This is a genomic window from Thermococcus sp. (assembly GCF_027008145.1).
In the GTDB taxonomy this organism is placed as follows: domain Archaea; phylum Methanobacteriota_B; class Thermococci; order Thermococcales; family Thermococcaceae; genus Thermococcus.
The window spans coordinates 1-15,963 of the sequence record NZ_JALTCZ010000189.1; the positions used below are offsets into that span (position 1 = coordinate 1).

Sequence of the window (15,963 nt, forward strand, 5' to 3'; positions counted from 1 at the left end):
GAGTTTACTTCCGGCATGGACTTTGAGGACTTCTCTAAGGACAGAAAAACCCAGTTTGCAGTCATCAGGGCTCTTGAAATAATCGGGGAAGCGGCAAAGGCCATTCCGGAGGACTTTAAGAAAGAGCATCCCAAAGTCCCGTGGAGGGAAATGGCAGGAATGAGGGACAAGCTGATACACGCCTACTTCGGCGTTGATCTCCACGTCGTGTAGAAAACGCTAAAAGAGGACGTTCCGTTCCTGAAGGAAGTTCTCTCGAACCTTTAACATCCAATTTTCCGGACCACCAGAGGAAAAACCTTAAATTTCAGAGGGCCGTAGGTTCGGAGGGAGGTAAAAGATGGTGCCGTTTCCGGAGGAGAGGAAGTTCCCGCTCGATAGGGAGGCTTCCGGAAAGACTATGAGCGCAATAAGAATCAGCCGAGAGTTCAGCTACAACCCCGACGGAGGAGGTGTGCTTCTTCCACCCCTGAAAGAAGAATTCAAGAAAAATAGGGATTGGTGGAAGAAAAACGTTCATTATCCTTGGGAAGGCACAAATGTAGAGGATGAGACGATAGGGCTTGAGTACCACCCCCTTACAACCATATACAGGCTAATCGGGACTATGAAGTACTAAATTACCGCCGCATAAGGCAGATGTAATTCAATACGCAGTAATCCCCTTTGAAAAAGACTATGAAGAGGAAGCCAAGAAGTGGGGAGAAAGCCCCATTACAGAGATCAGGGAATTTGTGAATGAAGACTCACTCACACGGCTCAAGAGCCTTGACGAGTTCCTGCAGAATAAAGAAAAGATGAAAAGGTTCCAATATGAACTCAAAGATGAGCTAAAGCGTTTTAGTGGCATTCCAGAAGAGCATGCGAAGATGCTGGCGGACCTGGCACCCGTATTCGTGAAGGCGTCCAAGGCGTGGGCAGAGATAACAAAGAGGGCATGGGAAGATATGCAGAAGAGGGGAGAGCGGATCTCGCCATACGAAGCAGTCGAAAAGATGTTTATATACGACCCGGATCCGCTCGGCTACTTGGATCTCTAGCCAAGCCAGAGGAGATTGAGGCGATACACTAGGCGCACGTGGCGCTGTATCATTTAATACCAAGAATATTCAAGGAGAAGAGCGGGGTGAAGGACTACCTGGACGAAGAAAGGGCAAAGCAGCTGGAGAAGGAAGTCCTCTCGATAGTGCGGCGGCCAAGGGTGGCCTAGTCCCAATCTTACTCTTTTTACCTTGCGTTTAGGGGTGCTTCTCCCACGCTCTCCATCATGGCAACGCCGTTGCTCGAGCCGTTCAGGTCGATCCTTCCCGGAATCAGTGACTTAACCGGAACGGCCTTCTCCCTCTCCTCCGTTGGCGACCAGCTTATCAGGTCGCCTTCCTCAACCTCAAGCGCCCTTATCAGCCCGCCCGGCCCTTCGATGATGTACTTTGCGGGCTTTTTTGGTGTGTAGAGGCGCCATTTTTTAGCGGTTTTGAAGTCCACGACCCTCCTTGAAGAGTCCAGCCAGATTACATCTATATCGGAGAGCATGAAGAACATGTGGATTGAGGCGTTGGCCTTTGTCTCAGCTGGAAGGACGAAGACGAGGGCGTAGTTGATGTTCTTTGCCAGCATTAACCCCTTGAAGCGCTTGAAGAAAGTGTCCGCGAGCTTAACCCTCCCGTGCCAGACAAGGCCTTTCGTCTCGTTGATTATCATGTTCTCACCTTGGGCTCGGGACTAATAAGCCTTGCCCGGTGAAAGATTTTAAGCACCAAATGTTATTATAACATTGGGTTAGAAAAAAGCTCAGAAAGAAGAGCTAATGGAGGAACTCTCAAAGCTCAGGGCTTGAGCTTTTCGGCCAGCTCAAAGCCCTTCCTGAGGGCCCTGAGGTTTATCTCCTCGGTGCCGTGGGGAACCGCATCGCGGACGGCCTTCTCTATGCTCTCCCTTCCCACTATTTCGGTAACGCCCACGAATATGCCAAGGGTCAGGATGTTCATGGTCAGGCTGAGCCCGGTAGTTTCCTCCGCTATCTCGGTCAGCGGGAGGGCTATGACGTTGAGCTTTTTCTCAAACTCAGGATCTCTGTGTGGGACGAGGTCTTTCTCGACTATCACGGTTGCCCCCTCCTTAACCGTGTGGAGGTACTTGCTGTAAGCTTCCTGGGAGAAGAAGACCGCGTAATCAGGGGCTATGGCCTTTGGATAATCTATAGGCTCATCGCTTATCACGACCTCAGCCCTGCTAGCCCCACCCCTGGATTCCGGCCCGTAGCTCTGGGTCTGCACCGCGTAGAGGTTCTCGTAAACGGCCGCGGCCCTTCCGAGGATGACGCTCGCTAAGATGACACCCTGCCCGCCGAAGCCGCTGAAGAGGACTTCCTTCCTCATTGCTCCCACCCCATCATCTTCTTGGCGCGTTTTATGTACTCCCGGTATTCCTTAACAAGCCCGGGCCTGTCCCTGTCAACGAACTCGCCTATGACTATCTTGCCCTCAAGCTCTTCCGGCTTCATCTTCTTAGCCTTAGCGAGCGGGACGGTTATCTTCTGGTACCAGCGGATTAACTCCGGAGCCGTCTTCATCCTGTTCCTCCTTCCGAAGCTGACCGGGCACGGGCTAAGGAACTCCACCAGGCTGAACCCTTCCTTCTGGAGGGCCTTCTTTATGCTGTTTATGCCTTGGATGTAGTTATAGACCGTCCACCTTGCCACGTAGTTGGCGCCAGCGGAAACGGCAAGCTGGGCGATATCAAACGGGTTCTCGAACTGGCCGTAGGGAGCCGTAGTCCCGCGCAGACCCTTTAGGGCAGTCGGGGCCACCTGCCCGCCGGTCATCCCGTATGTGAAGTTGTTGATGAGTATAACCGTAACGTCGAGGTTCCTCCTTATGGCGTGGATGAGGTGGTTTCCGCCTATGGCAGCGGAGTCGCCGTCTCCCATGAAGGCGATTATCCTGAGGTCCGGATTCGTGAGCTTTATGCCGGTTGCAAAGGCTAAGGCCCTCCCGTGGGTTGTGTGCAGGCCGTCGAAGTTGACAAACCCCGGAACGCGGGAGGAACAGCCAATTCCGCTCACCCAGACTATCTCGTCCTGGCTGAGGCCGAGGTCATCTATTGCCCTAAGTGTGAACTGGAGGACAGAGCCGATACCACAGCCGGGGCAGAATATCGTTGGGAGCATGTCCTTCCTCAGGTATTTATCCCGTATCTCGTAAGCGGACTTCAGGTACATCATCCCACCACCCTCTTGACTATCTCCATCGGCGTGTGAACCTCGCCGCCTATCTTGCTTATGAGCTCAACCTCGGCCTTTCCGTTCGCCCCTTCCCTGACGAGATGGTAGAGCTGTCCCATGTTCATTTCTGGAACGTATATTTTCCTCACACGTTCCGCAAGTTCCTCGATCATGCCGAAGTCGAAGGGCCAAATCGTGTTGAGCTTCAGCAGGCCGGCCTTAACACCGCGCTCGCGGAGCATTTTCACGGCCCTTATCGCGGAGCGCGAGACTATTCCAGTGGTAACTATCGCTATCTCAGCGTCATCGAGCTCAAAGGTCTCGTAGCTGATTATCTCGTCCTTGTGGCCGAGTATCTTCCTGAAAATCCTGCCAATGAGTTTCTGGTGAACCTCTGGCTCAACGGTTCTCGGGTGGCCGCTCTCGTCATGGGTCAGGCCCGTGACATATGTTCTGTAGCCCTTCCCGAATATCGGCATCGGAGGAACGCCGTCGCCGTGCGGGTCGCCGAAGGGGAGCTTGGCCTCCTCCTCATTGGCGGGCAACTTGCGGTAGACGACCTCTATCTCGTCCGGGTTCGGTATGTAAACGCGCTCGCGCATATGGGCGAGCTCGGCGTCGCCGAGTATTACAACAGGGGTTCTGTATTTTTCCGCGAGGTTGAAGGCCCTAATCGTCAGCTCAAAGGTCTCCTGAACCGTCGAGGGGCTCAGGACGATCAGCATGTGGTCGCCGTGGGTTCCCCAGATGGCCTGCATCATGTCTCCCTGCGCCGGAAAAGTCGGCTGGCCAGTTGAAGGGCCGCCGCGCATCATGTTGACGACAACTATCGGAGTTTCTGTCATCACGGCATAACCGAGGTTCTCCTGCATCAGACTGAAACCCGGACCGGAGGTAGCTGTCATTGCCTTTGTCCCTGCCCAGGAGGCGCCTATTATCGCCGCAATGCTCCCGATCTCATCCTCCATCTGTATGCTCACTCCATCGACGAGGGGCATGTAGAGGGCCATGGCCTCGAATATCTCGCTGGCCGGGGTAATCGGGTAGCCGGCGTAGAAGCGGCAGCCGGCCAAGATGGCAGCCCTCGCTATGGCCTCATCGCCCTGGATGAAGTCGGACTTCCCAACGGGAAACGGGTATTTCATGCTACCACCCCACTTGGAATGTGAACTACCAGCTCATGGAAATCCACTGTCTTGGAAGCGTCAAGGATTTTTATCTCAACTACATCGCCCTTCTCGTTGAGGTGGGCTATTATCCCCTCTTCCAAGTCAATTGAATCAACTATCATATAATCTCTCAGCCGAATAACCAACACGTCAGCATCCTTCGAGGGTTCAATCCTCATTTCTTGCCCTCCTCAAACCCGGCCCTGAAGGCCTTGATGTTTATCTCCTCGGTTCCTTCCGGGACGCGTCTTCTAATCGCCTCCTCAACACTCTCCTTTTTGACAACGCCGGTCTTAGCGACGAAGTAACCGAGGGCGACCATGTTGACCGTTAGAGCGAGACCTGTTGTTCCCTCGGCTATTCTTGTGAAAGGTGCTCCAACATAGGGCCTATCGGGCTTGACGAGGTCGGTCTCAACTATCAGAAGGCCGTCCTCCTTGAGGGACTCCTTAACGGTGTCATAGCCGAGCTGGTGGAGTGCTACTAAAACATCGGCCCTAGTCACCATGACGTCGTAAATCGGCTCGTTTGAGATTATGACGTCGGCTATGGAGTGACCTCCCCTGCTGGCCGAGCTGTAGTCCTGTGTCTGAAGGACGTTGAGACCCTCGATGGCGGCCGCCTCTCCGAGGACTACACCTGCGAGAACAACACCCTGACCTCCTATACCTGCAAACCTGATCTGCATGGGTTACACCTCCTTAAGCCCGAAGTGCTCCTGCACCTCGTCAATCAGCCTGTTGAGCTCCTCGGTGAATTCTGGCCTCTCCCTGTTCACGAACTCTCCGATAACGAACCTGCCCTCAAGCTCTTCCGGCTTCATCTTCTTAGCCTTAGCGAGCGGAACCGAGTTCCTGAGGAACCAGCGGAGCATCTCTGCCGGCTCCTTCATCCTGTTCCTCCTGCCGAACTGGACGGGGCACTGGGAAATGACCTCAACGAGGGAGAAGCCCTTAACGGTGAGGGCCTTCTTTATGCTCTCTATGAGCTGATAGACGTGGGCCGTTGTCCACCTTGCCACGTAGCTGGCTCCAGCGGCAGAGACAGTCTCGCTTATCTGGAGCGGATGCTCGATGTTCCTGTAGGGGCTGGTCGTTGTCTTTGCACCGAAGGGGGTTGTGGGTGCGAGCTGACCGCCGGTCATTCCGTAGATGAAGTTGTTGACGAGGATTACAGTTATGTCGATGTTCCTCCTGGCCGCGTGGATCAGGTGGTTCCCGCCTATGCCTGCCAAATCGCCGTCACCGCTTATGACAACGACCTTCTTGTCGGGAAGGCCGACCTTAACGCCTGTTGCAAAGGCTATCGCCCTTCCGTGGGTCGTGTGGAGCGTGTCAGCTAAGAAGTATGGCGATGCTATCCACGCGGAACAGCCTATCCCGCTGACAACAACCAGCTCCCTCGGGTCAAGCTTCAGCCCATCAACGGCATTGGCGAAGGCGTTTAGGACAGTTCCACCGCCGCAGCCCGGACAGAGGGCCGTTGGCAGGGCCTCCTTGCGGAGGTACTTTATGAGCGGGTACTTGGAGTAGATCTCGGGCATCAAGCAACACCCCTTATCTCGCGCAGGATTTCCTCAACGGTGAGCGGAACGCCACCAATCCTGTTTACACCTTTGAGAAGGACATCGTCGTTGACGTATCTCTCGACTTCAAGTATCATCTGTCCGAGGTTCATCTCCGGAACGAGGATTGCCCTAACGCGCTTTCCGAGCTCCCTCATCCTCTCACCGGGGAACGGGTGAACCGTCTTTGGCACAAAGAGACCGGCCTTTATTCCCTCCTCCCTCGCCCGGAGAACCGCTCCAAGGGAAGGCCTCGCCGTCACACCCCAGCTGACCACGAGGATTTCGGCATCCTCCGTAAAGTGCTCCTCGTACTTCTCATAAACGTGTCTGTTCTGCTCTATCTTTCTGTGAATCCTCCTCACGAGCCTGTCGTGAACCTCAGGGGTGTACACATCCCTCAAACCATTCTCCTTGTGGGTTGAGCCCGTTACATGGGTGAAGTAACCGTGGCCGAAGAGGGGCATCGGAGGAACGCCGTCGCCGTGCGGGTCGCCGAAGGGAAGCCTCGCTTCTTCCTCGTTTTTCGGAAGCTTGCGGTAGGTTATCTCGACCTCCCCTATGTCGGGGATCCTGACGAACTCACGCGTGTGGGCTAAAACTCCGTCGAAGAGTATAACGACCGGCGTCCTCAGTCTCTCGGCGATGTTGAAGGCCCTTATCGTCTCCCAGAAAGCGTCCTGCCCGCTCGTTGGCGAGACGGCAATAATCGGGTGGTCGCCATGCGTTCCCCATCTCGCTTGGAAGAAGTCGCCCTGTGCTCCTTTGGTTGCCTGTCCCGTTGAAGGGCCACTTCTCTGAACGTCTACTAAGACCAGGGGAGTTTCTGTCATCACGGCATAACCGAGGTTCTCCTGCATCAGACTGAAACCCGGACCGGAGGTAGCTGTCATGGATTTGAGGCCGGTCCATGATGCACCGACTACAGCCGCAATGCTCCCGATCTCATCCTCCATCTGGAGGTAGTAGCCCGAAACCTTCGGTAGTTCCCTCGCCATTGCCTCCGCTATCTCGCTGGCCGGGGTAATCGGGTAGCCGGCGTAGAAACGGCAGCCGGCGAAGATAGCACCGTATGAGACAGCTTCGTCACCCTGCATGAAGTAGTTGCCCGGCTTATAGAGTTTCTTGATGAGCCTGACCTGCTCGGGCTCATCACCGCGGATTATCATACTTCACCACCTTACCGCTATTGCGAAGTCAGGACAGAGCAGTTCGCAGAGCTTGCACTTGATGCACTTCTCGGCGTTGACGGGGACGGGGTAGTGCACCCCCTTCTCACTGAGCTCCTTGCTCCACTCGAAGACCTTCCTCGGGCACATCTCGACACATATACCACAACCTTTGCAGAGAAAAGTATCAACGTCAATCTCAACGATTCCTTCAGCCTTTCCGACAACAAGATAGCCGTTTTTTTCAACATCAGTTTTGGCTTCCTCCGTCATCAGCATCACCCTCCAACAGGCTGTTTTACGTTTGTCAACATTTAAAGCTTTCGTGAGTGAGGGGATGTCCAGAAAAAGGAGATTGGCCGGGATTGTTCACCAGGTTACGAGCTGCCAGTCGAGGAGGCCGTTTTCGACGATGTAGCTCCACCTATCACGGCACTCCGGTATGAGGTTCTCGATGTGGCTCAAGTCCTGAGTTGCCGAGAACTTCTTTATGGCGTTTCCTATAACCCTGTCGTAGTCGGTGAGGCAGTTGTGGGGCCCCCTTGGAGAGCCGGCTCCAACGGGATCGCTGAGGATCCTCTTGTCCGGGAACTTTTTCTTCGCCCAGATGAGAACCTCAACCGCGCTCCAGAGCCACGGAGGTCTGTACTCCTTCTTTTCCCAGAGCCTCTCGTAGAGCGTCCCCTTCTGGATGTCGGTGATGTTTATCGAGAATGTGTCCGTGTAGGGCTCGGCTTTAGCTATACTCTCCTTAGCGTCCCTTATGCCGTCCCTCTCACCCAGAAAGATTGGCTTGAGCAAGAGGTAGGTCTTAACCTTTGCCCCTGCTTTGCGGGCTATCTCCGATGCCCTAACGAACTCCGAGAAGGTGTTGCCCTTGTTTATCGAGACATCCGCCACATCGTCGCTGGCCGTTTCAAGGCCTATGGCCACTTCAAAGTGCTTATCTGGAACTATCTCCGCTAATTCTTTGACGGCGCCGTAGCGAACCAGTTCACTCCTGCTTTCTATGACTATCTCCTCCACGTTGTCCATCTTTGAGAGAATCTCAAAGATTTTCCTCCTCGTTTCCGACTTGAGCTCGCCGTTGTCTAGGAAAGAGCCCGAAGTGAACATTCTAACGGCGAAGGGGCCCTTCTTGCCCTCAATCTTACTGAGAGCCTCGTGGATGTAGTCAACTATCGCTTCCTGACTCCACTTAAGTTTTGGAGCTGAGGCAGGGTAGGAGCACATGTAGCAGGCCTTTCCAATCCTGAAGCGGTAGCAGCCTATCGTCGGGAGGATTACGAAGAGAGCCCTCCCCGGCTTTCCCGCGACGTTGTCCTCGCTCGTCCAGTAGGTCATCCTCTCACCCGAAGGCCGCTGGTGGCTAGGGTTTTTAAAGGTGAGGTAGAGTTTTCACCATGCCACGGATTCTCCTGACCAACGACGACGGCATCTACTCCAACGGAATTCGGGCTGCCGTAAAAGCTCTGAACGAGCTTGGCGAGGTCTACCTGGTTGCCCCCCTCTTCCAGAGGAGCGCGAGTGGTAGAGCCATGACGCTTCACAGGCCGATAAGGGCCAAGAGGGTTGATGTCCCCGGGGCAAAAATAGCTTACGGCATAGACGGTACCCCAACTGACTGCGTCATCTTTGCCCTGGCCCGCTTTGGGGAGTTCGATTTGACTGTCAGCGGAATAAACCTCGGTGAGAACCTCAGCACCGAGATAACCGTTTCGGGAACTGCCTCAGCGGCGATCGAGGCGGCGACTCACGATGTCCCGAGCATCGCGATAAGCCTTGAGGTGGACTGGAAGAAGACCCTTGGCGAGGGAGAGGGAGTAGACTTCTCAGCCTCAGCGCACTTCCTTAAGAGAATAGCAGGGGCGATACTGGAGAAGGGTCTTCCCGAGGGGGTTGACATGCTCAACGTTAACGTTCCCAGCGATGCAACCAGAGAGACGGGGATAGCGATAACGAGGCTAGCTAGAAAGCGCTACTGTCCGACCGTTGAAGAGAGGATAGACCCGAAGGGCAACCCCTACTACTGGATCGTTGGAAAGCTCTTGGAGGAGTTCGAGCCGGGGACAGATGCTTACGCCCTTAAGGTCGAGAGAAAGGTTAGCGTAACGCCGATAAACATTGATATGACGGCGCGGGTTGACTTCGAGGAACTTAAGAACGTTCTTTTCGGCGATACGTAGATGTACAGGTGTCTTCTTTATTTTTGATTGGAAGAAGAGTAATTGTCGATTATGAAATAAGTGATCAAAAAACTTTTAAAATGTCAAACTTTGAAGACTGGAAGAATGCAAAGCTCTCCCGACCAGTGGTGTACTACTTCCCGAACGGCACTAAGAGCGCCTACGAATTCACCGTGCTGGTAAACGGCAAGCCCGATGGATTCATACTCGTGGCGGCTCAGAGGTACATGCCCCCAGTTCTTGAGTTCGGGAAAGGGGAGGCACCAAGTAGAAGGCTGGGAAAAATCGGTGCGACCAGAATCATGAACTTCTCAAAGGAACAACACAGACTGCTTTATTACGGCGGGACTGAGCTACAGCATAGAGACAGGGAAAGGGAAAGCCATAGACATCTACGGTAAACCCGTCTCCGTTCCAAAAACAGTTAGGCTCTCAATCTTACCTAAACGAGTGGCAGATGCTTGGAAATCATTTGAGGCTTCCCCACAGAGGGAAGTTAAGAGTGGAGTGCTATCGGATTCCATTGAGACTAAGATAATCCCCAATGTTCCAGTGTGGACAGAGGATTCATCTTGGACATACACCAGAGGAGTGGGTGATTTGGGTGGAGCTTCAACAAGCTATCCAAACAATGTTGGACCAAGTGCTGATCCATGGAATATATGGGATGGATGCACCCCCATCGCTGCCGCCCAGATTATAGCATACCACGAGCATCCAGAGCTTTATGAGGAAGGGTATTATACTGAGGAATACAAGGGGTACATGACGTCTTTGGTTGACATCTTCCACCACACCATGGGAACGTTTGATAAGGAAGATAATCCAGGATGGACTTACTGGTGTGGATATCACGGCTCCGACGCGTGCGATGGCATTGAGTCCTTTGCAAGTGAATATCAGAGATTAAAGGATCAGGGGATAGTTTCATGGTCTCTTAAGAACAATTATGATGCCCAGCCCACATGTTCATGGGGATTATGTTGGTTATCCCAGTATATAACCACGCCAGATGTCAAAATTGAAGTGGATCAACAGAGACCCGTCCTATTACAACTTGATAATGGGGGGAAAGCAACGGATGGACAAGGGCCTTACGGAGACCATAGTGTGGTCATAACGGGATATGTATGGGATGGATATGACATACAATACCTAGTAATCCACAGCGGCTGGGATATGTATGACCACTATCTCGCGTGGTGCAACTGGGGCTCAGATACTCACCTTGTGAAAATATATCCTAACAGGAGGTGATTTTATCCCTAATTTCAAAACCTTCTTTTATCCCCTTATTCTTATACTGGAAATACTAGCACTCCTCATAATGCCATTCACATACTACATTCAACCTTCCTGCTGGTCTCTAAATCCTCCAGCCTGCACCTTCCATTTCAAACCTTCCCCAGGGTTCTTTCTTATCACTGGGTTGCCTTTTATGATTGCAGTTATCGCAGGATTGATGTCACGACAAAAGGACATGGTGACTGTCTTTTCAACTGCCTGCCTGACAGTTCTTCTGGGAATTTTCCTTTTTGGCCTTACGGATGCCTCCCCCATAGTTCTAGCAGTGGCCGTTCTTCCCGCTCTTATATCCCGTGAAAAAGAATCCGGTAGAGTCTCTTCGATCATCTCGCTCGCAGTTCTCATAGTGGTTTTGATAATCGCAAGGATTGGAACTGCTAGGGCGATATAGCAACAAAAAACGGAGATAAGACCGTGAAGTATAGAACGCAATCGTTATCTCGCGTGGGGTAACTGGGAATCTAAGACGCACCTCGTGAAGATAATCCCCATGAGGAGGTAAGTTAATGAGTCCTAAGGAATTCATTCTATATGTTCTTTCCATTATTTTTGTAACGGCCTGGGAGCTTGCACTCGCCTATAATAGCCGAGCCATCAGTAAGTATTACGTCGAGAAAGGCACAATTTTTTCGAAAACTGGACAGGTGGGACAGGGGACCCTGCACTTCTTAGAGCAAATACTCCCCCTCATTGGAGTTTGTTCTCCTAGCCCTACTCCCTACACTCGTCCTGATTATCTTGTACCTCTGGTTCAATGCGCCCGCCCTAAAGAAATCGGCACTCTCAATAGGGTTGCCCATTTTGTCAGTAATTGTTATCTATTTCAAAATTACAGGACCTGGCGTTCTATTGGTTCTGATTGTTGTCTCGGCTGTGGTCGGTGGGGTAGTTGGGAAAGACAAGTGGGAAAAAGTGTTACTCAGTATTGCGGGCTTTCTACCAAGCTTTATAACAGGTATGATGATAGCGGCTGAACTCCAGCCGTATGGTGTTAATAGGTGGTGGGTGAACCCATGGAGCTCCGCTCGCTCCTCTATCTTTTCATCTTTCCCGCGTGGGAGTTCCTGCTCATGATTGCACTCCCTCCGAGGTATTATGTTAAAACGTCCTGCCTCCAAATACACCCATATCCAATCTGCGGCTTCCACTTTGGATCGTCAGCAACTTTCGTCCTTCTCGCAACAGTACCGTTCCTAATCGCAATCATCCTCGGCCTCTGGAAGAAATGGAGTGAACTTGTGGCGTTTGGAGTCCCTTCACTTGCCGTCGTTTTAATAACGGTTATCTTCCTGTATCTCTTCGAAAGGTCGTGGATTCCCCTTTTCGTGCCTGCAACAGCCTCGGTGGTCCTGTACAGCCTTCCACGGATAAAGAGCGGAAAGGCTAATATGGATAGCCACGTCACTCATAGTCTCGTTTATCCTCTGCATTATGGCGTGGGGTGGAACCTCCATCTCGGTATGAGAGATTTCACGCCTCCCCGAAAATCCTCTCCACGAACCATTTTTCATCAAAGGACCTTAGGTCGTCGTAGCCCTGGCCAACGCCGACGAAGAGGATTGGGGCGCCTATCGCGTGGCTTATGCTCAAAGCCGCTCCACCGCGCGCGTCAGCGTCGAGCTTGGTGAGGATTACCCCATCTATCCTAACAGCATCGTTGAACTGCTTCGCCTGCTCAACGACGGCGTTTCCTGCCAGTGCATCGCCGACGAAGATAACGAAGTCCGGCTTTGTGACCCTGACTATCTTCCTCATCTCGTCCATCAGGTTCCGATTGAGCTCATTCCTTCCGGCGGTATCAATGAGGACAACGTCAATCTTCCTTGCCTTGGCGTGCTGGATGGCGTCGTAGGCTACTGCCGCCGGATCCGCGCCGTAAGAGTGCTTTATTACCTTAACTCCGACCCTTTTAGCATGCTCCTCAAGCTGTTCTATCGCCCCGGCCCTGAAGGTGTCGCTGGCAGCTATTACAACACTCAGCCCGTTCTTTTTCAGCCAGTTGGCGAGCTTCGCTATGGTTGTGGTCTTTCCGGAACCGTTGAAGCCGACAAAGGCTATAACGAAGGGTTTCTCCCCCTTGGAGCGGATCATCTCAAGGAGGTCGGGCTTCTTTTCGGGGGCGAGTATATCGAGAATCGCCTCCCTCAGGACATTTTCAATGATCTTCCCCTTGTTGGTTCCTATCCTGATCTTCCTGCCAACGAGCCTCTGCTTTATCCTCTTCCTGAGGGCTTCCACTGTTTCGAGGGCGACATCAGCTTCAAGGAGCTCAAGTTCGAGTTCGTCGAGTGCATCCTCAACGTCCTTCTCCTTGATCTCCACCTGGAGGAGTCTCTCTACGAGGCCCTTTTTCTCGGCCTTCTTTTCCTCCTCTTCAATCCTCTCCTCAACCTGCTTGGTGAAGTGCTTGAGCTTTTCCCTGAGCTTCCCGAACACCTTTCTCACCTGGATGAAAGAGGGGGGACGCGGTATATAAAGCCCTCGGCGATAGCTGGTGTCATCACCGCTCAGTCCCGAAGCCACTCGTCATAGGGCGTGAGACGGGTGCATCCTCTCAATATCGCCTTATGTAGGTTTTGCTCTCGACAATGCGCCCGTTTTCGAGCTTCATGACGTCAACCCGCTCGAATCCAACCGTCTCCCTCTTGTATGCGATTAGGTAATCAACGAAGTCCCTGATTCTGTATCGTGTTATCGAGTCCCTAACGTACTTCCCCTCATAGAGAAGGATCAGTCTGTTCCTGTGTTCCGAGAGCCACCTGTAAAGGGCTTCCCTCTCCTCCTTTGGCCTTGAGAGCGGATTGACTATAAGGTAGGCGTCAAAGTCCCCGCTCTCAAATGGTGACCCAATGTAGGCCTCACCATCAACCCCAAACGGCAGGTACTCGGCCAAAACGCGCATCCCCCGCCTTGCCCACGCGTTAAGGTATATCCGCGCGAGCCTCTTTCCGTTTCCGGTTATTAGGACAACACCTGAATTCAGCTCCGCTATCCTCTTCAGCATGGTGATAGTTTTACATGGTAATTAAAAATCTTTTCCAGGATTTTCGATAGTTTGCCGACCACAAAGTATTTATCCCATTTAAGGAAAGCAACTCCTGAAAACTTTCGGGGTGTCAATATGAAGAAGCTATTAAGCATCTTTTTAGTGGGTCTCATGGCCCTTGGCGTGGTGGCCAGTGGCTGTATCAGCAGCGGTGGCAGCAACCCGACCTCCACGAAAATAAACATTCTATACACCTACACGGGATCCTTCAGCGACCCCGCAAAGGGCAAGCAGGCCGCCCAAGCGCAGCTCCAGCAGGGTGCATGGGTCGTCTACCAGGTCGCCGGCGGAACCGGTCTGGGCGTCTTTGAGGCCGTCTCAGACTATCTCAAGGCACACAACAAGAAGATGGGCCCGCCCTTCGCTATCGGTGTCGATTCCGCCCAGGACTGGATCAAACCCGGTGTTATAATAGCGAGCATGATGAAGCGCGTTGACGTCGGCGTCTACAACGCGGTAAAGCAGGCCGAGGAGAACAAGTTCAGAGGCGGTGTTGTGGAGCTTGGTCTCAAAGACGGCGGCGTTAAGCTCAGCACCCTCCAGGACGTCAAGGCCATGTTTGACTCCCTCCCGGCGGACGTCAGGCAGAAGAAGCTCCAGGAGCTCGGCTTCCAGAACGAACAGCAGCTTCTCGACTACCTCAACAAGACCCGCCATCAGGTTCCGGACTGGATATGGAAGGCCGTTGACCAGCTTCAGCAGGAGATAGTGAGCGGCAAGATAGTCGTCCCGATGGCCATAAACAAAGAGGAGATAACCCAGCTCAGGAACGCCAAAAACCTCAGTGCCATGGAGAAGCTTGGAAGGGAATGGGCCAAGAGCAACCCCAAGCCCCAGACCTACTTCAACCAGAGCCTCAACGAGAGGAAGAACACGAAGGAGATAGCCATCGTCTTTGACGTCGGAGGCAGGGGGGACCTGAGCTTCAACGACATGGCCTACATGGGCGCCGAGAGGGCCGTCAAGGACTTCGGTCTGAAGCTCACCCAGCTCCAGAGCAACAGCCCGAACGACTACTACCCCAACCTTCAGATGCTCGCCAAGAGCGGTAAGTACGATATAATCATCGCAGTCGGCTTCATGATGACCGACGCAGTCAAGAAGGTCGCCCAGGAGTATCCCAAGCAGAGATTCGTCCTCATAGACGGCTACGACCCTAACATGCCCCACAATGTCCAGATGGTTCTCTTCAAGGAGAATGAGGGTTCTGCACTCGCCGGTGCCCTGGCTTCACTCATAGCACTCAACGACGGCAAGAACACCATCGGAATCGTCCTCGGTATGGAGATTCCAGTTCTCTACAAGTTTGAGGGTGGCTACCGCTTCGGCGCCTACTGGGGCCTGGACTACTTCAAGAACCATAAGAAGTGACCTCCTCTCTTTTCTTTAAACTATTTCTCCCGGAGGTGATCCCGTGGAAGAGAAGACCCCTTTGCTTGAGATGCGGAACATCGTTAAGGTTTACCCCGATGGAACCAGGGCCCTCAAGGGGGTCGACGTTCAGGTCTACAAGGGTGAGATACTCGGTCTTCTCGGTGAGAACGGGGCCGGAAAAACGACCCTGATGAAGATCCTCTTCGGCATGCTCAAACCCACGAAGGGAACGATCCTTCTTAACGGGAAGGAAGTTCGCTTCAAGAGCCCCGCAGATGCCCTAGCCAACGGAATAGGGATGGTCCACCAGCACTTCACCCTCGTTGAGGTGTTCAACGCCCTTGAGAACATAATCCTCGGGATGGAGGGCCACGGCCTGCTCTCCAAGATAGATGTGAGAAACGCCAGAAAAAAGCTCCAGAAACTTATGGATGAACTCAACTTCCAGGTTCCGCTTGATGTCCCCGTTGAGAACCTGCCTGTGGGCGTTCAACAGAGGATAGAGATACTGAAGATGCTTTACAGGGATGTTGATTTGCTCATACTCGACGAACCAACTGCGGTTCTGACACCCATAGAAGTCAGGGAGCTCTTCGATGTTTTAAGAAAGCTGAAGAACCAGGGGAAGACCATTATATTCATCAGCCACAAGCTCAACGAGGCCATGGAGATAACCGACAGGGTAACGGTCATACGGAGGGGCAAGGTCATCGGAACCGTCAAGACCAGCGAGGCAACGCCACAGCTCCTCGCCAGGATGATGGTGGGCAGGGACGTTGTTCTCAGAGTAAAAAAGCCGCCCAAGGAACCGGGGGAGACCATCCTCAGTGTTGAGAACCTCTGGGTCAAGGGCGACCGCGGTGAAGAAGCCGTAAAGGGGCTTTCCTTCCAGGTCAGAGCCGGTGAGATATTTGGGATAGCGGGCGT

22 protein-coding genes are annotated in these 15,963 nt (G+C 53.0%); 8 read left to right on the forward strand and 14 right to left on the reverse strand.

Annotated elements, in window-relative coordinates:
- From MVD07_RS09535 to MVD07_RS09545, 3 genes are all read left to right on the forward strand, one after another.
- The coding region (locus MVD07_RS09535) for a DUF86 domain-containing protein (RefSeq protein ID WP_297501373.1) at positions 1-213 on the forward strand (213 nt) is incomplete at its 5' end.
- A 130-nt stretch (positions 214-343) separates the two neighbouring features.
- Entirely contained in the window at positions 344-619 is a 276-nt protein-coding gene (locus tag MVD07_RS09540) for a hypothetical protein (protein ID WP_297501376.1), read from the forward strand.
- 115 nt (positions 620-734) lie between these two features.
- Positions 735-1,040 carry a hypothetical protein gene (locus tag MVD07_RS09545; protein ID WP_297501379.1) on the forward strand — a complete coding sequence of 102 codons (306 nt, stop codon included), beginning with the start codon at positions 735-737 and terminating at the stop codon, positions 1,038-1,040.
- A gap of 187 nt (positions 1,041-1,227) precedes the next feature.
- Here MVD07_RS09545 and MVD07_RS09550 read toward each other — a convergent pair whose 3' ends face one another.
- From MVD07_RS09550 to MVD07_RS09595, 10 genes are all read right to left on the reverse strand, one after another.
- Positions 1,228-1,701, reverse strand: a complete 474-nt coding sequence (locus MVD07_RS09550) for a DUF192 domain-containing protein (protein WP_297501381.1) — start codon at positions 1,699-1,701, stop codon at positions 1,228-1,230.
- Between the two features lie 125 nt (positions 1,702-1,826).
- The gene (locus tag MVD07_RS09555; RefSeq protein WP_297501384.1) at positions 1,827-2,378 is read right to left on the reverse strand and encodes a 2-oxoacid:ferredoxin oxidoreductase subunit gamma; all 552 of its coding nucleotides are present in this window, start codon (positions 2,376-2,378) and stop codon (positions 1,827-1,829) included.
- A complete protein-coding gene (locus tag MVD07_RS09560) occupies positions 2,375-3,220 on the reverse strand; it encodes a 2-oxoacid:ferredoxin oxidoreductase subunit beta (RefSeq protein WP_297501419.1) in 846 nt (281 codons plus the stop codon). Before MVD07_RS09560 ends, MVD07_RS09555 begins: the two co-directional genes overlap by 4 nt.
- Positions 3,220-4,368, reverse strand: a complete 1,149-nt coding sequence (locus MVD07_RS09565; RefSeq protein ID WP_297501387.1) for a 2-oxoacid:acceptor oxidoreductase subunit alpha — start codon at positions 4,366-4,368, stop codon at positions 3,220-3,222. The genes MVD07_RS09560 and MVD07_RS09565 overlap by 1 nt, the downstream gene beginning before the upstream one ends.
- Positions 4,365-4,571 (reverse strand): DUF2283 domain-containing protein, encoded by a 207-nt coding sequence (locus tag MVD07_RS09570; protein ID WP_297501390.1) that lies wholly within the window; start codon positions 4,569-4,571, stop codon positions 4,365-4,367. Before MVD07_RS09570 ends, MVD07_RS09565 begins: the two co-directional genes overlap by 4 nt.
- Positions 4,568-5,080 carry a 2-oxoacid:ferredoxin oxidoreductase subunit gamma gene (locus MVD07_RS09575; RefSeq protein ID WP_297501393.1) on the reverse strand — a complete coding sequence of 171 codons (513 nt, stop codon included), beginning with the start codon at positions 5,078-5,080 and terminating at the stop codon, positions 4,568-4,570. Before MVD07_RS09575 ends, MVD07_RS09570 begins: the two co-directional genes overlap by 4 nt.
- Positions 5,081-5,083: 3 nt before the next feature.
- Positions 5,084-5,938 (reverse strand): 2-oxoacid:ferredoxin oxidoreductase subunit beta, encoded by an 855-nt coding sequence (locus tag MVD07_RS09580; protein ID WP_297501395.1) that lies wholly within the window; start codon positions 5,936-5,938, stop codon positions 5,084-5,086.
- Positions 5,935-7,125 (reverse strand): 2-oxoacid:acceptor oxidoreductase subunit alpha, encoded by a 1,191-nt coding sequence (locus MVD07_RS09585; RefSeq protein ID WP_297501398.1) that lies wholly within the window; start codon positions 7,123-7,125, stop codon positions 5,935-5,937. Before MVD07_RS09585 ends, MVD07_RS09580 begins: the two co-directional genes overlap by 4 nt.
- A 3-nt stretch (positions 7,126-7,128) precedes the next feature.
- Entirely contained in the window at positions 7,129-7,398 is a 270-nt protein-coding gene (locus tag MVD07_RS09590) for a 2-oxoglutarate ferredoxin oxidoreductase subunit delta (protein ID WP_297501420.1), read from the reverse strand.
- Between the two features lie 96 nt (positions 7,399-7,494).
- The gene (locus MVD07_RS09595) at positions 7,495-8,469 is read right to left on the reverse strand and encodes an archaeosine biosynthesis radical SAM protein RaSEA (RefSeq protein WP_297501400.1); all 975 of its coding nucleotides are present in this window, start codon (positions 8,467-8,469) and stop codon (positions 7,495-7,497) included.
- 59 nt (positions 8,470-8,528) lie between these two features.
- Here MVD07_RS09595 and surE point away from each other — a divergent pair, with 59 nt between their 5' ends.
- The 3 genes from surE to MVD07_RS09610 all read left to right on the forward strand — a co-directional run bounded on the left by surE (position 8,529) and on the right by MVD07_RS09610 (position 10,568).
- The gene (gene surE / locus MVD07_RS09600; protein ID WP_297501403.1) at positions 8,529-9,311 is read left to right on the forward strand and encodes a 5'/3'-nucleotidase SurE; all 783 of its coding nucleotides are present in this window, start codon (positions 8,529-8,531) and stop codon (positions 9,309-9,311) included.
- A gap of 80 nt (positions 9,312-9,391) precedes the next feature.
- Complete coding sequence (locus tag MVD07_RS09605) at positions 9,392-9,712, forward strand: hypothetical protein (protein WP_297501406.1); 321 nt, start codon at positions 9,392-9,394, stop codon at positions 9,710-9,712.
- 49 nt (positions 9,713-9,761) lie between these two features.
- Positions 9,762-10,568 (forward strand): hypothetical protein, encoded by an 807-nt coding sequence (locus tag MVD07_RS09610; RefSeq protein WP_297501409.1) that lies wholly within the window; start codon positions 9,762-9,764, stop codon positions 10,566-10,568.
- A gap of 90 nt (positions 10,569-10,658) precedes the next feature.
- Here MVD07_RS09610 and MVD07_RS09615 read toward each other — a convergent pair whose 3' ends face one another.
- From MVD07_RS09615 to MVD07_RS09630, 4 genes are all read right to left on the reverse strand, one after another.
- Entirely contained in the window at positions 10,659-10,961 is a 303-nt protein-coding gene (locus tag MVD07_RS09615) for a hypothetical protein (RefSeq protein WP_297501411.1), read from the reverse strand.
- A 748-nt stretch (positions 10,962-11,709) separates the two neighbouring features.
- The gene (locus MVD07_RS09620; RefSeq protein WP_297501413.1) at positions 11,710-12,021 is read right to left on the reverse strand and encodes a hypothetical protein; all 312 of its coding nucleotides are present in this window, start codon (positions 12,019-12,021) and stop codon (positions 11,710-11,712) included.
- 65 nt (positions 12,022-12,086) lie between these two features.
- Positions 12,087-13,052, reverse strand: a complete 966-nt coding sequence (gene ftsY / locus MVD07_RS09625) for a signal recognition particle-docking protein FtsY (protein WP_297501423.1) — start codon at positions 13,050-13,052, stop codon at positions 12,087-12,089.
- A gap of 118 nt (positions 13,053-13,170) precedes the next feature.
- Entirely contained in the window at positions 13,171-13,620 is a 450-nt protein-coding gene (locus tag MVD07_RS09630) for a hypothetical protein (protein WP_297501415.1), read from the reverse strand.
- Positions 13,621-13,737: 117 nt separating this feature from the next.
- Between MVD07_RS09630 and MVD07_RS09635 the strand changes: the two genes are divergently transcribed.
- On the forward strand, positions 13,738-15,033 hold the full coding sequence (locus MVD07_RS09635) for a BMP family ABC transporter substrate-binding protein (protein WP_297501417.1): 1,296 nt from the start codon (positions 13,738-13,740) through the stop codon (positions 15,031-15,033).
- Positions 15,034-15,103: 70 nt separating this feature from the next.
- The coding region (locus MVD07_RS09640; protein ID WP_297501426.1) for an ATP-binding cassette domain-containing protein at positions 15,104-15,963 on the forward strand (860 nt) is incomplete at its 3' end.

Bases quoted from the DNA above. Each gene is read 5' to 3' on its own strand.
- MVD07_RS09550 (WP_297501381.1), bottom strand. From the start codon at position 1,701: ATGATAATCAACGAGACGAAAGGCCTTGTCTGGCACGGGAGGGTTAAG.
- MVD07_RS09555 (WP_297501384.1), bottom strand. From the start codon at position 2,378: ATGAGGAAGGAAGTCCTCTTCAGCGGCTTCGGCGGGCAGGGTGTCATC.
- MVD07_RS09560 (WP_297501419.1), bottom strand. From the start codon at position 3,220: ATGTACCTGAAGTCCGCTTACGAGATACGGGATAAATACCTGAGGAAG.
- MVD07_RS09565 (WP_297501387.1), bottom strand. From the start codon at position 4,368: ATGAAATACCCGTTTCCCGTTGGGAAGTCCGACTTCATCCAGGGCGAT.
- MVD07_RS09570 (WP_297501390.1), bottom strand. From the start codon at position 4,571: ATGAGGATTGAACCCTCGAAGGATGCTGACGTGTTGGTTATTCGGCTG.
- MVD07_RS09575 (WP_297501393.1), bottom strand. From the start codon at position 5,080: ATGCAGATCAGGTTTGCAGGTATAGGAGGTCAGGGTGTTGTTCTCGCA.
- MVD07_RS09585 (WP_297501398.1), bottom strand. From the start codon at position 7,125: ATGATAATCCGCGGTGATGAGCCCGAGCAGGTCAGGCTCATCAAGAAA.
- MVD07_RS09590 (WP_297501420.1), bottom strand. From the start codon at position 7,398: ATGACGGAGGAAGCCAAAACTGATGTTGAAAAAAACGGCTATCTTGTT.
- MVD07_RS09595 (WP_297501400.1), bottom strand. From the start codon at position 8,469: ATGACCTACTGGACGAGCGAGGACAACGTCGCGGGAAAGCCGGGGAGG.
- surE (WP_297501403.1), top strand. From the start codon at position 8,529: ATGCCACGGATTCTCCTGACCAACGACGACGGCATCTACTCCAACGGA.
- MVD07_RS09605 (WP_297501406.1), top strand. From the start codon at position 9,392: ATGTCAAACTTTGAAGACTGGAAGAATGCAAAGCTCTCCCGACCAGTG.
- MVD07_RS09615 (WP_297501411.1), bottom strand. From the start codon at position 10,961: ATGAGAACTGCGAGCGAGATGATCGAAGAGACTCTACCGGATTCTTTT.
- MVD07_RS09630 (WP_297501415.1), bottom strand. From the start codon at position 13,620: ATGCTGAAGAGGATAGCGGAGCTGAATTCAGGTGTTGTCCTAATAACC.
- MVD07_RS09635 (WP_297501417.1), top strand. From the start codon at position 13,738: ATGAAGAAGCTATTAAGCATCTTTTTAGTGGGTCTCATGGCCCTTGGC.